The organism is Streptomyces sp. NPDC006235, assembly GCF_040613735.1.
Classification (GTDB): Bacteria; Actinomycetota; Actinomycetes; order Streptomycetales; family Streptomycetaceae; genus Streptomyces.
This window is the reverse complement of the sequence record NZ_JBEXSR010000037.1, coordinates 1-14,675: the sequence shown is the minus strand read 5'-3', so window position 1 is coordinate 14,675 and position 14,675 is coordinate 1. Positions and strand designations below refer to the sequence as shown.

At 68.1% G+C, this 14,675-nt stretch carries 15 protein-coding genes; 8 read left to right on the top strand and 7 right to left on the bottom strand.

Annotation, left to right across the window (positions count from 1 at the left end; genetic code table 11):
• The first annotated feature begins 364 nt into the window (after nucleotides 1–364).
• The gene (locus ABZ192_RS32390) at nucleotides 365–892 is read left to right on the top strand and encodes a peptidylprolyl isomerase (RefSeq protein WP_356928046.1); all 528 of its coding nucleotides are present in this window, start codon (nucleotides 365–367) and stop codon (nucleotides 890–892) included.
• 98 nt (nucleotides 893–990) lie between these two features.
• Complete coding sequence (locus ABZ192_RS32385) at nucleotides 991–1,881, top strand: rhomboid family intramembrane serine protease (protein WP_356928045.1); 891 nt, start codon at nucleotides 991–993, stop codon at nucleotides 1,879–1,881.
• A gap of 257 nt (nucleotides 1,882–2,138) precedes the next feature.
• On the opposite strand, the gene crgA is transcribed toward ABZ192_RS32385, so the two are convergent.
• Complete coding sequence (crgA, locus tag ABZ192_RS32380; protein ID WP_059417130.1) at nucleotides 2,139–2,393, bottom strand: cell division protein CrgA; 255 nt, start codon at nucleotides 2,391–2,393, stop codon at nucleotides 2,139–2,141.
• Between the two features lie 139 nt (nucleotides 2,394–2,532).
• Between crgA and ABZ192_RS32375 the strand changes: the two genes are divergently transcribed.
• From ABZ192_RS32375 to ABZ192_RS32350, 6 genes are read left to right on the top strand one after another with little or no spacing between them, the layout of a single operon-like run.
• The gene (locus ABZ192_RS32375) at nucleotides 2,533–3,312 is read left to right on the top strand and encodes a DUF881 domain-containing protein (RefSeq protein ID WP_356928044.1); all 780 of its coding nucleotides are present in this window, start codon (nucleotides 2,533–2,535) and stop codon (nucleotides 3,310–3,312) included.
• Between the two features lie 23 nt (nucleotides 3,313–3,335).
• Nucleotides 3,336–4,031 (top strand): class E sortase, encoded by a 696-nt coding sequence (locus ABZ192_RS32370; RefSeq protein WP_356928043.1) that lies wholly within the window; start codon nucleotides 3,336–3,338, stop codon nucleotides 4,029–4,031.
• 17 nt (nucleotides 4,032–4,048) lie between these two features.
• The gene (locus ABZ192_RS32365) at nucleotides 4,049–4,246 is read left to right on the top strand and encodes a hypothetical protein (RefSeq protein WP_307176295.1); all 198 of its coding nucleotides are present in this window, start codon (nucleotides 4,049–4,051) and stop codon (nucleotides 4,244–4,246) included.
• The gene (locus ABZ192_RS32360; protein ID WP_356928042.1) at nucleotides 4,243–4,881 is read left to right on the top strand and encodes an aminodeoxychorismate/anthranilate synthase component II; all 639 of its coding nucleotides are present in this window, start codon (nucleotides 4,243–4,245) and stop codon (nucleotides 4,879–4,881) included. Before ABZ192_RS32365 ends, ABZ192_RS32360 begins: the two co-directional genes overlap by 4 nt.
• Nucleotides 4,878–6,053: a class E sortase gene (locus ABZ192_RS32355; protein WP_356928041.1), complete on the top strand. Its 1,176-nt coding sequence runs from the start codon at nucleotides 4,878–4,880 to the stop codon at nucleotides 6,051–6,053. The genes ABZ192_RS32360 and ABZ192_RS32355 overlap by 4 nt, the downstream gene beginning before the upstream one ends.
• 13 nt (nucleotides 6,054–6,066) lie before the next feature.
• The gene (locus ABZ192_RS32350; RefSeq protein ID WP_356928040.1) at nucleotides 6,067–6,822 is read left to right on the top strand and encodes a class E sortase; all 756 of its coding nucleotides are present in this window, start codon (nucleotides 6,067–6,069) and stop codon (nucleotides 6,820–6,822) included.
• A 101-nt stretch (nucleotides 6,823–6,923) separates the two neighbouring features.
• Here ABZ192_RS32350 and pknB read toward each other — a convergent pair whose 3' ends face one another.
• The 6 genes from pknB to ABZ192_RS32320 form a co-directional block, all read right to left on the bottom strand.
• On the bottom strand, nucleotides 6,924–8,954 hold the full coding sequence (gene pknB / locus ABZ192_RS32345) for a Stk1 family PASTA domain-containing Ser/Thr kinase (protein WP_356928039.1): 2,031 nt from the start codon (nucleotides 8,952–8,954) through the stop codon (nucleotides 6,924–6,926).
• 168 nt (nucleotides 8,955–9,122) lie between these two features.
• Nucleotides 9,123–10,598, bottom strand: coding sequence for a penicillin-binding protein 2 (locus tag ABZ192_RS32340; RefSeq protein ID WP_356928038.1), 1,476 nt, complete (start codon nucleotides 10,596–10,598; stop codon nucleotides 9,123–9,125).
• Nucleotides 10,595–12,052 (bottom strand): FtsW/RodA/SpoVE family cell cycle protein, encoded by a 1,458-nt coding sequence (locus tag ABZ192_RS32335; RefSeq protein ID WP_356928037.1) that lies wholly within the window; start codon nucleotides 12,050–12,052, stop codon nucleotides 10,595–10,597. The genes ABZ192_RS32340 and ABZ192_RS32335 overlap by 4 nt, the downstream gene beginning before the upstream one ends.
• Before the next feature lie 27 nt (nucleotides 12,053–12,079).
• Nucleotides 12,080–13,630, bottom strand: coding sequence for a Stp1/IreP family PP2C-type Ser/Thr phosphatase (locus tag ABZ192_RS32330; protein ID WP_356928036.1), 1,551 nt, complete (start codon nucleotides 13,628–13,630; stop codon nucleotides 12,080–12,082).
• A 132-nt stretch (nucleotides 13,631–13,762) separates the two neighbouring features.
• On the bottom strand, nucleotides 13,763–14,272 hold the full coding sequence (locus tag ABZ192_RS32325; protein ID WP_020273104.1) for an FHA domain-containing protein: 510 nt from the start codon (nucleotides 14,270–14,272) through the stop codon (nucleotides 13,763–13,765).
• Between the two features lie 10 nt (nucleotides 14,273–14,282).
• Nucleotides 14,283–14,675, bottom strand: a 393-nt coding sequence (locus tag ABZ192_RS32320) for an FHA domain-containing protein (RefSeq protein WP_356928035.1), incomplete at its 5' end; no start/stop codon positions are given.

Here is a 14,675-nt window from a genome sequence, read left to right as displayed (position 1 = left end):
GTACGGTATTTCGACTTTCCACCCTTTTACGGATCATGCCTCCCGGCGCACCACCAGGCATGCGCGGGCGGGCATCCGGGTCACGGGAGCCGGCTCCGGGTCACCTCCGGTCGAAAACCGATCAAGAGCGGACCGAACACTGATGGGGAGCCGATCACCTGCAATAGCGGATGAATAGGGTTCAACAGGAGCTTGTCGTCGACAATGCCACGGATCGCCGCCGCGCGCCCCCGCCCCGGGACTAGTCGACTGGTTTTCCGCAAGCGATCGACCCGGTTTACCTCCCATGAACCGAGGTCGGGCGACGCGGAGCCCCGTCCATGCGAGGATCAGGGAGTCACAGAAAGACAACGGAAGGCAGATCGTGGCTGAGCAGCTCTACGCCACCCTGAAGACCAACCACGGCGACATCGAAGTCCGGCTTCTGCCGAACCACGCCCCCAAGACGGTCAAGAACTTCGTCGAGCTCGCCCAGGGCGAGCGGGAGTGGACCCACCCGGAGACGGGCCAGAAGACCACGGACAGGCTCTACGACGGCACGGTCTTCCACCGGGTGATCAGTGGCTTCATGATCCAGGGCGGTGACCCGCTGGGTAACGGCACCGGCGGCCCCGGCTACCAGTTCGAGGACGAGTTCCACCCGGACCTGCGCTTCGACAAGCCGTACCTGCTGGCGATGGCCAACGCCGGCCCGGGCACCAACGGCTCGCAGTTCTTCATCACCGTCTCCCCGACGGCGTGGCTGAACCGCAAGCACACCATCTTCGGCGAGGTCACCGACGCGGCCAGCCAGAAGGTCGTGGACACCATCGCCACGACCCAGACGAACCCGCGCACCGACCGCCCGCTCAACGACGTGGTCATCGAGTCGGTCGTCATCGAGAACCGCTGAGACCCGCCGAGTGCCGAAGCCCTCGCAGGGAACCAATCGCCCCGCTCGTCCGTAAAGATGAGCGGGGCGGGCTTTTCTCTCACGACCAAGGGGATCCCATGGACGACCAGGCTGCGGGCAGCCCGCAGGACGCCCACAGCGTCCCCATGTGCTACCGCCACCCGGACCGCGAGACGGGCATCCGCTGCACCCGCTGCGAGCGCCCGATCTGCCCCGAGTGCATGGTCAACGCCTCCGTCGGCTTCCAGTGCCCCGAGTGCGTCCGCAGTGGCTCCGGCACCGGTCACGCGCCCACGGCCGCCATGCCCCGGACGATCGCCGGCGGCACCCTCCACGCTGATCCCCGCCTGCTGACCAAGATCCTCATCGGGATCAACCTGGTCGTCTTCATCGCCATCCAGGCCCATGAGTCGCTCGCGACCGATCTCGCCCTGGTCGGCGCCTGGCCGCCCGCGCCCTTCACGCCCACCCAGGGAGTGGCGGGGGGCGAGTGGTACCGCATGGTGACGTCGATGTTCACGCACCAGGAGATCTGGCACATCGGGTTCAACATGCTCAGCCTCTGGTGGCTCGGCGGCCCACTCGAAGCGGCCCTCGGCCGTGTGCGCTATCTCGCGCTCTACTTCATCTCCGGACTCGCGGGCAGCACCCTGGCCTATCTGCTGGCCTCCCCGAACACGGCGACACTGGGTGCCTCCGGCGCGATCTTCGGCCTGTTCGGCGCCACGGCCGTGCTGATGCGCCAGCGCAATTACGACATGCGGCCCATCATCGCGCTGCTCGTGATCAACCTGATCTTCACGTTCAGCCCGGGCTTCAACATCTCCTGGCAGGCCCACATCGGTGGCTTGGTCGCCGGTGTCGTCGTCGGATACGCCATGGTCCACGCCCCGCGCGAGCGACGTGCCCTGATCCAGTACGGCACGTGTGCGCTGGTCCTCGCCGTGGTCATCCTGTTGACCCTGTTGAGGACGTCCCAGCTCAGCTGAGCGCGAGCGTTGTCCACAGCGGGTGGCGGATCTTGTGCATAGGGTGCGGGAACACCTGTGCCCCCTGACACTGACCAGCGTTTCCGCAGATCAGGCAGGGGGCGAACAAGTTTTCGAGTCGCAGTACTTCCGTCATACCGGCGTCAACACTCAACGAGTTATCCACAGATCGTCGTTTCTTTTCCACCTGTGGAAAACCGCTGTGGATAACTCAGTGAACAACCCTGGGCAGAACTGCGTTCACCTGCGGGTGGCCGCTACTTCCACTGGGTCGAGACACCGAATCCGGCGGCGATGAAGCCGAAGCCGACCACGATGTTCCAGTTGCCCAGCGAGTCGATGGGCAGCGACCCGTCGGTGACGTAGAAGACGACGATCCAGGCCAGGCCGATGAGGAACATGGCCAACATGACGGGCGCGACCCAGGCACGGCTGTTCAGCTTGATGGCGGTCGTCTGCTTCGCAGGCGGCGGCGTGTAGTCGGCCTTCTTGCGGATACGTGACTTCGGCACGAGGGTCTCTCCTGTCGATGCGCTGCGTGGCCGCGCAGGTAACTGGGTCGGTCTCGGGGCAGCGTGAGGGGACTCTGAGTGCTCCCCCGGGCGTCCGTTAGCGTAGTGCTTCCGTGGCGCCGAAGGAGATAAGGGTACGTTGAGCAATTCTGCCGACTCCCCCGGGACGGGATCCACCCCTGAGCGCGCGCGGCGTTTCCGGCCCGTGCGGATCCTCACGGCGGCCGTCTTCGCTCTCGCGGGGCTCATTTTCTTCACCAGCTTCAACACCGCCAAGGGCACCGACATCCGCACGGACGCCTCGCTGCTGAAGCTGTCCGACCTCATCCAGGAGCGCAGCCGGGAGAACGGCGCGCTGGACGAGACCAACGGGACCCTGCGCAAGGAGATAGAGGCGCTCGCCGAGCGCGACGACGGCAGCACCAAGGCGGAGGACGACAAGCTCGCCGCCCTGGAGAAGCGCGCCGGCACGCAGAAGCTCACGGGCGAGTCGCTCACCGTCACGCTCAACGACGCCCCGCCGGACGCCACCGCCAAGCTGCCCGGTTATCCCGAGCCGCAGCCCGACTACCTGGTCATCCACCAGCAGGACCTCCAGGCCGTGGTGAACGCGCTGTGGCAGGGCGGGGCCAAGGGCATCAAGGTCATGGACCAGCGGCTGATCTCCACCAGCGCCGTGCGCTGCGTGGGCAACACCCTGATCCTCCAGGGCCGCGTCTACTCACCGCCCTACAAGATCACGGCGGTCGGCGACCCGGACAAGCTGCAGAAGGCGCTCGCGGCGTCCCCGGCGATCCAGAACTACATGGTCTACGTCAACGTCTACGGGCTCGGCTGGAAAGTCGAGGAGAACGGGCCGGTGACTCTTCCCGGCTACTCGGGCACAGTGGATCTGCACTACGCGAAGCCTGTGGAGTAGCAGCCTGGCCGGGGGAGCCGCCGGTGCGTGTGATCGTCAGGACCGTCAGCGAACTGTGCATCACCGTCGGCGGCGTGATCGTGCTGTTCGTGGTCTACGTGCTGTTCTGGACCGGCGTGAAGGCCGACGACGTCATGGAAGACCAGGTCGAACTGCTCCAGGAGCAGTGGGCGAAGTCGAGCGCGCCTCCCGCGGCGGCCGGCTCCTCCACCGCGAACACCACGGGCCCGCCGAAACCCGCGCCCTACGCCAAGGGCAAGCCTTTCGCGATCATGTACATCCCGCGTCTTGGTTTCACGTGGAACAAGCCGGTGCTCGAAGGCACGGCCACCGGCACCCTGAAGAAGGGCCTGGGCCACTACGCGGAGACCGCCCAGCTCGGTCAGAAGGGGAACTTCGCGGTCGCCGGCCACCGCCGCACCCACGGCGACCCCTTCAAGGACTTTCCCCAGCTGAGGCGGGGTGACGCCGTGGTGCTGACCGACGGCACGACCTGGTTCACGTATCGGATCGACAAAGGCCCGTACAAAACAGTGCCCTCCGACATCGAGGTGATCGATCCTGTCCCACGTACATCCGGGTACACGCGTGCGGGCCGGTATCTGACGCTGACCACGTGCGAACCGGAGTGGGGGCACAGTCATCGGCTGATCGTCTGGGCGCACCTGGACTCCACACAGCCTGTGGAGGCAGGGAAACCTGAGGCGTTGCGCCGTTAGTCTGGTGGCTGTACGGCGTGGGTCTGGTGCCGTGGTACGACGGAAGGGACGGCATGTACGGCTGGATCTGGCGGCATCTGCCGGGGAACACGTGGGTGAAGGCGCTGATCTCACTCGTCCTGGTCGTGGCCGTGGTCTACGTCCTCTTCCAGTACGTCTTCCCGTGGGCGGAACCGCTGCTGCCCTTCAACGATGTGACGGTGGACAACCAGTGAGCGCGCGCATTCTCGTCGTCGACAACTACGACAGCTTTGTCTTCAACCTGGTCCAGTACCTGTACCAGCTGGGCGCCGAGTGCGAGGTCCTGCGCAACGACGAGGTGTCGACGGCGCACGCCCAGGACGGCTTCGACGGTGTCCTGCTCTCCCCGGGCCCGGGCACCCCGGAGCAGGCGGGCGTCTGTGTCGACATGGTCCGGCACTGCGCCGCCACGGGCGTCCCGGTCTTCGGTGTCTGCCTCGGCATGCAGTCGATGCAGGTGGCGTACGGCGGGGTCGTGGACCGTGCGCCCGAGCTGCTGCACGGCAAGACCTCGCCGGTCGAGCACACCGGCCGGGGTGTCTTCGCCGGCCTGCCCTCGCCCTTCACGGCGACGCGCTACCACTCGCTGGCCGCCGAGCCCGCGACGGTCCCGGCCGAGCTGGAGGTCACGGCCCGGACGCACGACGGGATCGTCATGGGTCTGAGGCATCGCGAACTCCCGGTCGAGGGAGTGCAGTTCCACCCCGAGTCGGTGCTGACCGAGCACGGGCACCTGATGCTGGCCAACTGGCTGGTGGAGTGCGGGGACCAGGGCGCGGTGGCGAGGTCGGCCGGGCTCGCCCCGGTGGTGGGCAGGGCCACGGCGTGACGGCGCTGCGCCCCGAGCGCGAGTCCGACACCTCGTACGGGCAGCAGCCGTACGGGGTGCCGGGTGCGTTCGAGGACTGGTCGGGTGGAGGGGCGTACGGGGCTTCTCCGCGGCCGGGACCGCAGCCGCAGCCGCCCTCGCCCGAGCCGTACCCGACGTCGTACGAGCCCGTTCCGGACGAGCCGTATCTGCCTCCGGCCGACGAGGAGACGGTGGCGCTGCGGATACCGGATCCGCCACCGACCGCGGCCGGTGACCCCGTATCCGGCTCTCCGGGCTCTGCCGCGCCGCGGCACGGCGGACCCGCCCACGGCGGCCGTGCGGCCCGCAGAAAGGCCGCCAAGCGCCGTCACGGGCGTCATGGCGGCGCTTCGGAGGGCCGCTCGGCTCAGGAATCAGTCCAGGGCTCGGCGCGGGGCTCGGCGCGGGGCTCGGGGCGGGAGGAGCGGCGGGCGCCGCTGTCGCGGGTCGAGGCGCGGCGGCAGGCGCGGGCGCGCAAGCCGGGTCCGGCGGTGGTGGCCAGCCGGGCGATAGGTGAGGTGTTCATCACCACGGGTGTGCTGATGTTGCTGTTCGTCACGTACCAGCTGTGGTGGACGAACGTGCGGGCGCACGCGCAGGCCGGCAAGGAGGCCAGCAGCCTCCAGGACGACTGGGCGAACGGCAAGCGCAACCCGGGGGTCTTCGAGCCCGGGCAGGGCTTCGCCATCCTGCACATCCCGAAGCTGGACGTGGTGGTGCCGATCGCCGAGGGCACGAGCAGCAAGGGCGTGCTCGACCGGGGCATGGTCGGCCACTACGCCGAGGGCGCGCTGAAGACGGCGATGCCGGGCGACAAGACCGGGAACTTCGGGCTCGCGGGCCACCGCAACACCCATGGAGAACCGTTCCGGTACATCAACAGGCTCACCAAGGGCGATCCGATCGTCGTGGAGACGCAGGACAAGTACTACGTCTACAAGATGGCGTCGATCCTGCCGGTCACGCCGCCCAGCAACACGAGCGTTCTGAACCCCGTCCCCCCGGGGTCGGGGTTCACCGAGCCCGGCCGTTACATCACGCTGACCACGTGCACGCCGGAGTTCACCAGCAAGTACCGGATGATCGTCTGGGGCAAGATGGTCGAGGAACGGCCGCGCAGCAAGGGCAAGCCGGATGCGCTCGTCAGTTAAGGGCAGATGACCAGTGGCAGCGACCACCGACACGGAGCACGAAGAGCACACCGGCGCGGGGGCGTCCCGGCCGTCCGCGGCCCGGCGCCGTCCCGGCCCGATCGCCATGGCGGTGAGCGTCTTCGGGGAACTCCTCATCACCGCGGGCCTGGTGCTGGGCCTGTTCGTCGCCTACTCGCTCTGGTGGACGAACGTGGTCGCCGACCGCGCGGCCGGGAAACAGGCGGACAAGGTCCGTGACGACTGGGCTCACGGCCGGGGCGGCCCCGGTGCGCTGGACACCAAGAACGGCATCGGGTTCCTGCACGTGCCGGCGATGAGCAACGGCGAGGTCCTGGTCGAGAAGGGCACGTCGAACAAGATCCTCAACGACGGTGTTGCCGGGTACTACACCGATCCCGTCAAGGCGGTCCTGCCGATGTCGGGCAAGAAGGGCAACTTCTCCCTGGCGGCCCACCGGGACGGGCACGGTGCCAAGTTCCACAACATCGACAAGATCAGGAAGGGCGACCCGATCGTCTTCGAGACGAAGGACAAGTGGTACGTCTACAAGGTCTACGACATCCTTCCCGAGACCTCGAAGTACAACGTGAAGGTCCTCTCGCAGGTCCCGAAGGAGTCCGGCAAGAAGAAGCCGGGCCACTACATCACGCTGACGACCTGCACGCCCGTGTACACGAGCACGTACCGGTACATCGTGTGGGGCGAGCTGGAGCGGGTCGAGAAGGTGAACGCGGACCGGACACCGCCGAAGGAACTGCGCTTCTAGCGCACCGCGGTACTGGCCACGCCACCGCACGGCAAAGCCCCGGCACCCTGTGGAGGTTGCCGGGGCTCTGCCGTGAGTCGGTCCGGGTGCGACCCTGGCGGTCAGTCCTCCTCGCGGCCGCTGATGCCGCCGAAGAAGCCGCCGTTTCCGCCGCCGCCGTTGTTGCCGCCGTTGTTGTTGCCGACGCCGACGGTCTGGAGAGTGATCGTCGTCCCCGCCGGGTCGTCGACCTCCTGGTTACCCTGCGGGTCCTGGCCGGCGACGAGGGCGGTGTCGCTCTGGTCGCTGCCGCCCGCGAACTGGATGTTGGTGAAGCCGGCCGCCGCGAGGATCTGCTTGGCCTGGCCGACGTTCTGACCGACGACCTGGGGCACGCGCGTCTTCTGCTGTTCCTTCTTCTTGCCGATCTGGATGTTGACCGACGAGTTCGGGTCGACCGACGTGCCGGCCTGCGGCGTGGTCTGGATGACCTTGCCGACCTGGTTGTCGTCGTCGGTCTCCACCTCGGTGCAGTTGCCGACCAGGTTGCTGGCCTGCATCTGCTGCTTGGCCTGGTCGCAGCTCTGGCCGAGGACGTCCGGGACGGTGGACTTCTCCGCCTCCTTGGCGACGGTGAGGGTGATCGTGGAGCCCTTCTCCACTTCCTCGCCCAGGCGCGGGTTCTGCTCCAGGACGGTGCCGGGCTCCTCGGGGGACTCCTTCGACTTCGTCTCGACGACGAACTCGTACTTGTCGTCCTCCAGCTTCGCCTTGGCGTCTTCGAGGCTGTCGCCCACGACGCTCGGCACAGCCACCTTCGGCGCCCCGGTCGACACCACCAGGGCGATGGTGTCGCCCTTCTGGACGTCTGTTTCGGCCTTCGGGTCCTGCGAGCAGATGTTGCCCTTGACCTGCTTTTCGCAGGGCTTCTTGGAGAAGGTCAGCTTCAGGTCGGCGTTGTCGGCCAGCTTGCGGGCGTTCTCCTGGGTCTCACCGACGAAGTTGGGCGCGGGGATGGTGTCGTCGCCCACGCCTCCGTTGCCGCTGAACGCCCACCGTCCGATCAGGATCGCTCCGACCAGTACGAGGATGCCCGCCACGACCAGCAGGATCGTCGAGGTGTTGGACTTGCGCTGCTGCTGGCGGCGCCGGTCCGGGCGGTCGTCGTAGCCGTAGCCGTCGTCGTCCGGGTTCATCGGGGGCAGCATCGACGTGGCGCCCGCGCCGGAGTCCGCGCGCAGGGCCGTCGTCGGCTGGTCGTCGGGGTAGCCGCCGTAGCCCACCGAGCCCATCGCGGCCGTGGCCGCGACCGGCTGGCCGTCGAGGCAGGCCTCGATGTCGGCGCGCATCTCGTCGGCCGACTGGTAGCGGTAGTCGGGGTCCTTGACCAGTGCCTTGAGGACGATCGCGTCCATCTCGGGCGTGATCTCGGGGTCGAAGACCGACGGGGCCTGGGCCTCTTCGCGGACGTGCTGGTACGCGACGGCGACCGGGGAGTCGCCGACGAAGGGGGGCCGCACCGTCAGGAGCTCATACAGCAGACAGCCGGTGGAGTAGAGGTCCGACCTCGCGTCGACCTGCTCGCCTTTCGCCTGCTCCGGCGAGAGGTACTGGGCGGTGCCGATGACGGCGGCCGTCTGCGTCATCGTCATACCGGAGTCGCCCATGGCGCGGGCGATGCCGAAGTCCATCACCTTGACCTGGCCGTTGCGCGTCAGCATGACGTTCGCCGGCTTGATGTCGCGGTGGACGATGCCGTTGCGGTGGGCGTACTCCAGGCCCTGGAGGATGCCGATGGTCATTTCCATGGCGCGCTCGGGCAGGAGCTTGCGGCCGCTGTGGAGCAGTTCGCGGAGTGTCGAGCCGTCTACGTACTCCATGACGATGTACGGGATCGACACGTTGTCGATGTAGTCCTCGCCCGTGTCGTAGACCGCGACGATCGCGGGATGGTTGAGCGAGGCGGCCGACTGGGCCTCCCGGCGGAACCGGGCCTGGAAGGAAGGGTCACGCGCGAGATCCGCGCGCAGCGTCTTCACCGCCACGGTGCGGCCGAGGCGGGTGTCATGCGCGAGGTAGACCTCCGCCATGCCACCACGCCCGAGCACCTGGCCCAGTTCGTACCGGCCGCCGAGGCGACGCGGCTCTTCCATAGCTACCTACCAGCCCTCTCCGTCGGTCCCGACCGGAAGCTTGTACGGTCGGAGGCTGCCGTCCGGGCCTACCGTACCCGGCTCGTTGTGTGTGACCTGGCCGAGCCCGTCAGCCGATACAGGACCGGTATCGCAACGTGCATCGATGTGAAGCAGACGTGAGCGGAGTCACTGCTTGCTCTTGATGACCGCCTCCATCACGTTCCTCGCGATCGGCGCCGCGAGGCCGCCGCCGGAGATGTCGTCACGCACGGCGTTGTCGTCCTCGATCACGACCGCCACGGCGACCGGCGAGCTGCCGTCGTCGCCCTTGGCGTACGAGATGAACCAGGCGTAGGGGTTCTCGCTGTTGTCGACACCGTGCTGGGCGGTACCGGTCTTGCCGCCCACCTTGACGCCGGGGATCTTGGCGTTCGAACCCGTGCCCTTCTCGACCACGGTCTCCATCATCGACTGGAGGATCTGGGCGTTCTCGGCCGACATCGGCTTGCTCATCTCCTCCGGCTCGGTCTTCTCGATGGTGTCGACGTTCGGGGCCTGGAGTTCGTCGACCATGTACGGCTTCATCAGGGTGCCGTTGTTGGCGACGGCCGAGGCGACCATGGCCATCTGCAGCGGGGTGGCCGCGGTGTTGAACTGGCCGATGGAGGAGAGCGCGGTCTGCGAGGGGTTCATGTTGTCGGAGAACACCGACGCGCTGGAGCGGACCGGCGTGAACTGCTCCTCGTTGAAGCCGAACTTCTTGGCCGCCTCCAGCATCTTCTCGTTGCCGAGGTCGGAGCCGATCTTGCCGAAGACGGTGTTGCAGGAGTACTGGAGCGCCACCCGCAGCGTCGCGTCCTTGCAGGGGATGTTCCCCTCGTTCTTCAGCTGGGTCGTGGTGCCCGGCATGGTCCACGGCAGCGGCGTCTTGGTCTTCTGGTCCGCTTCCGTGTACAGCCCGTCCTCCAGGGCGGCGGCCGCGGTGAGGACCTTGAAGGTGGAGCCGGGCGGGTAGGTCTCGCGCAGGGCCCGGTTGAGCATCGGGTCGTCCGGGTTGTTCTTCTTGTCCAGCTTCTTCCAGGCCTCGGCGTCCTTGGAACTGTTGCCGGCGATCGACGAAGGGTCGTACGACGGGAAGGACGCCAGCGCCAGGATCTTGCCGGTGGACGGCTCCAGCGCCACGACCGCGCCCTTGCCGCCCTGCTTCTCCAGGCCGTTGTAGGCGGCCTTCTGCGCGGCGGCGTTGAGCGTCGTGACGACGTTGCCGCCCTCCTTCTTCTTGCCCGTCAGCATGTCGAGCGTGTTGCGGAAGAAGAGCCGGTCGTCGTTGCCGCTGAGGATGCCGTCCTCGATGTTCTCCAGCTGGTTGGCGCCGAAGGCCTGCGAGACGAAGCCGGTGACGGGCGCCCACATGGGCCCGTCCTTGTAGGTGCGCTTGTACTTGAAGTCGCCCGACGTGGTCGTCGCGTGCCCGGTGATGGGGTCGCCGCCGACGATGATGTCGCCGCGCGGTGAGGAGTAACGCTCGATCGCGACGCGACGGTTCTCGGTGTCGGTCCTCAGCTCGTCGGCCTTGACGTACTGGATCCAGTTGTCGCGGATCAGCAGGGCAAGGACGAGCAGGCCGCAGAAGATCGCGATTCGGCGCAGGGGCTTGTTCATGACGGGCGGACCACCTGAGTCATCTCGGCGTCGGGGTTACCGGCGGGAGCAGGAGCCGGGCGGCGGGCGGTGTCGCTGATGCGCAGCAGGATGCCGATCAAGGCCCAGTTGGCGATCACGGAGGAACCGCCGTAGGCCACGAACGGCAGCGTCATACCGGTCAGCGGGATGAGGCCCATGACACCGCCGGCCACGACGAAGACCTGGAGGCCGAAGGCGCCGGACAGGCCGATGGCCAGCAGCTTGCCGAACGGGTCGCGGGCCGCGAGCGCGGTGCGTACGCCCCTCTCGATGATCAGGCCGTAGAGCAGCAGGATCGCCATGACGCCCGCCAGGCCCAACTCCTCGCCGAAGGTGGCGAGGATGAAGTCGGAGTTGGCGGCGAAGCCGATGAGGTCGGAGTTGCCCTGACCGAGGCCGGTGCCGAGCGTGCCGCCGGAGCCGAAGGCCCACAGGGCCTGCATCGCCTGCTCGGAGTGGACGACACCGTCCTGGACGCCGGCCCGGGAGAGTTCGTACTCGCGCATCGGGTCGAGCCAGGCCTGCACACGCGTCTGGATGTGCGGCTCGAAGCTCGCCACGCCGACGGCGCCGACCGCGGACATCAGCAGACCGAAGACGATCCAGCTGGTCCGCTCGGTGGCGACGTACAGCATGATGACGAACATTCCGAAGAACAGCAGCGACGTGCCGAGGTCGGTCTCGAAGACCAGCACGAGGATCGAGATCACCCAGACGACGAGGATCGGACCGAGGTCGCGGCCGCGCGGCAGGTACAGGCCCATGAAGCGGCGGCTGGCCAGAGCCAGGGCGTCCCTCTTCACCATGAGGTAGCCGGCGAAGAAGACCGCGAGGGCGATCTTCGCGAACTCGCCGGGCTGGAGCGTACCGAGGCCGGGGATCTTGATCCAGATCTTGGCGCCGTAGACGTCCGCTCCGAGTCCGGGCACGAGCGGCAGGACCAGCAGGAACAACGCGCCGGCCATGGAGATGTAGGTGTAGCGCTGCAGGACACGGTGATCTTTGAGGAAGATCAGTACGACCACGAGCAGAGTGACGCCCATGGCGGAATACAGCAGCTGGCGGGGAGCCGCCTCGACGAACGTCCTGCTCGCCTGGAGCTTCTCCGACTGGTCCAGCCGCCAGATGACGACCAGGCCGATCCCGTTCAGCAGCGTAGCCAGCGGCAGCATCAGCGGGTCCGCGTACGGTGCGAACTTCCGTACGACCAGATGGCCGACGCCCGCGAGGAGCCCGAGTCCGAGGCCGTAGCTCAACAGACCCGGCGGGACCGAGTCGTTGATGGCCAGGCCGACGTTGGCGTAGGCGAACACCGGGATGACGACGGCGAACACCAGCAGGGCCAGCTCGGTGTTCCGTCTGCTCGGTGCGCCGATCGCGCCGATCGTGGACGTGTGGTGCTGCGGCGAGTGCGACGTATTCGTACCGCTCATCGTGTAACAGGGCCTCTCACGGCTTGCCTACTGCTTACCGCACAGCGAGACGACCTTCTGCTCTTCCTCCGAGAGGCTGGGGCCGGGGCTGGGAGTAGGTGCGGTCGTGGACGGGTTCGGGGACTTCTCAGGCGTCGACGGCGAGCCCGACGGGTTCGACGGGTTCGGCGTCGGTGTGGCCTTGGACGTGAAGGAGGCGGGAGTGGTTCCCGTGGTGCCCCCGGCCTCGCCCTCGCCGGTCTTGGCGTTGTTCTGGCTCTCGGCTTCGCGCCGCTGCGCCTGCTTCTTGCACGCGGAGGCCTGCACCGACAGTTCCTGGATCTTCGCCTGGGCGTTCTTCAGCCCGCCCTCGGCGATGGTCGCCTTGACCAGCTTCTGCTGGTAAGGCGGCAAGTACTTGAGTTCGATCTCGGGGTGGTCCTTCTCGACCTTCGACAGCGACACCCACGCCAGGTCCTGGCTGATGCCCCGGTACAGCGCGACGTGTTCGTCCTCGGCGCCGACGTAGTACTGCGTCTGCGTCCAGCGCCAGCCGCCGTACAGGCCGCCGCCGATGACGGCCAGCGCGAGGGCGCCGTAGAAGGATCTCTTCAGCCAGCGGCCCTTCCTGCGGGGCTTGACGAAGTCGTCGTCGCCGTAGTCCAGGCCGGCCGCCGGGATGTAGCCGGTGGTGTCACCGGAGCCGGGCGGGCCGAACTCGCCGCCGCCCTGGCCGTGTCCCTGGCGGCCGAGCCCGGAGGCGCGGCCGGCGGGGGTCTGCATGATGCCGTTGTCGTGGAGCTGGTGCTGGTTCTCGGCGACGGCGCCGACCACGACCGGGGTGTCGGAGAGCTGCCCGGCGAGGGTGTCGCCGGTGTCGAGGTCGAGGACGTCGGCGACGATGACGGTGATGTTGTCCGGGCCGCCGCCGCGCAGTGCCAGCTCGATCAGGTTCTGGACGGTCTCCTGGGGGCCCTGGTAGCTGGCGAGGGTGTCCTCAAGGGTCTGGTGGGACACCACGCCGGACAGGCCGTCGGAGCAGATCAGATAGCGGTCGCCGGCGCGGACCTCGCGGATGGACAGGTCCGGTTCGACGTGGTCGCCGCTGCCGAGCGCGCGCATGAGGAGGGAGCGCTGCGGGTGGGTGGTGGCCTCTTCCTCGGTGATGCGGCCCTCGTCGACCAGGCGCTGCACCCAGGTGTGGTCCTGTGTGATCTGCGTCAGGACGCCGTCACGCAGGAGGTACGCGCGCGAGTCGCCGACGTGCACCAGGCCGAGGCGCTGGCCGGTCCAGAGCAGGGCCGTGAGGGTCGTCCCCATGCCCTCCAGCTGGGGGTCCTCCTCGACCATCGAGCGCAGCTGGTCGTTGGCGCGCTGTACGGCCGTGCCGAGCGAGGTGAGGATGTCGGAGCCGGGGACGTCGTCGTCGAGCGCGACGATCGTGGAGATGGCCTCGGAGGAGGCGACCTCGCCCGCGGCGGCGCCGCCCATGCCGTCGGCGATGGCGAGCAGGCGCGGGCCGGCGTATCCGGAGTCCTCGTTGCCCTCCCGGATCATCCCCTTGTGCGATCCGGCCGCGAAGCGCAGTGACAGACTCATGCGCACCTCGCCTGTCGGCTCCGGGTACAGCCGGTCGTGTCGAGCCACACTGCCCACCCTCCGGTCGGGAGCGCGCCGGGGCCCGGGGTGGGGCCCGCCGCTGCGTGCTCGCTCCGCTCGCTCATTGTCGTACTACTTCCGCAGCTCGATGACGGTCTTGCCGATGCGGATCGGCGCGCCCAGCGCAATCGGTGTGGGAGTCGTCAGCCGGTTCCGGTCCAGGTAGGTGCCGTTGGTGGAGCCGAGGTCCTCGACGATCCACTGGCCGTCGCGGTCCGGGTAGATCCTGGCATGGCGGCTGGAGGCGTAGTCGTCGTCCAGCACGATCGTCGAGTCGTGCGCCCGGCCCAGGGTGATGGTCTGGCCCTGGAGCGCGACCGTGGTGCCGGTGAGGGTGCCCTCGGTCACGACGAGCTTGGTGGGAGCGTTACGGCCGCGCCGGCCGCCGCCGGACTGCTGGCGCTGCTGCGGTGGGGCCTGGCGGGCGGCCTGCTGCTGCCGGCCGGCCTCCCGGCGCGATCCGCGCTGGGTGACGCGCGTACCGAACAGGTCGCTGCGGATGACCTGCACGGCCACGATCACGAACAGCCACAGTACGGCCAGGAAACCCAGCCGCATGACCGTGAGGGTCAGCTCTGACATTGCCCCCGCTTCACCCTTCGGCTTGCCGGTAAATGATGGTGGTACTGCCCACGACGATCCGCGAGCCGTCGCGGAGCGTAGCGCGGGTGGTGTGCTGCCCGTCCACCACGATGCCGTTGGTGGATCCGAGATCCTGGATCGTCGAGGGCGTTCCGGTCCGGATCTCGCAGTGCCGGCGGGAGACGCCGGGGTCGTCGATCCGCACGTCGGCGTCGGTGCTGCGGCCCAGCACCAGCGTCGGGCGGGAGATCTGATGGCGTGTGCCGTTGATCTCGATCCAGTGGCGCGTGCGTCCGCCGGCGGCCGGGGCGGCCGGGGGCCGCTGGGCGCTCGCGGCCGGCGGGTAGCCGTATCCGCCGGGGCGGCCGCCGGGCGGCGGCGCGGCCGGCATGGGCGGGGCGCC

What these genes read in the sequence shown, in the direction of transcription:
- pknB (WP_356928039.1), bottom strand. Translation starts at nt 8,954, where the DNA reads ATGGAAGAGCCGCGTCGCCTCGGCGGCCGGTACGAACTGGGCCAGGTG.
- ABZ192_RS32335 (WP_356928037.1), bottom strand. Translation starts at nt 12,052, where the DNA reads ATGAGCGGTACGAATACGTCGCACTCGCCGCAGCACCACACGTCCACG.
- ABZ192_RS32330 (WP_356928036.1), bottom strand. Translation starts at nt 13,630, where the DNA reads ATGAGTCTGTCACTGCGCTTCGCGGCCGGATCGCACAAGGGGATGATC.
- ABZ192_RS32325 (WP_020273104.1), bottom strand. Translation starts at nt 14,272, where the DNA reads ATGTCAGAGCTGACCCTCACGGTCATGCGGCTGGGTTTCCTGGCCGTA.
- ABZ192_RS32385 (WP_356928045.1), top strand. Translation starts at nt 991, where the DNA reads ATGGACGACCAGGCTGCGGGCAGCCCGCAGGACGCCCACAGCGTCCCC.
- ABZ192_RS32340 (WP_356928038.1), bottom strand. Translation starts at nt 10,598, where the DNA reads ATGAACAAGCCCCTGCGCCGAATCGCGATCTTCTGCGGCCTGCTCGTC.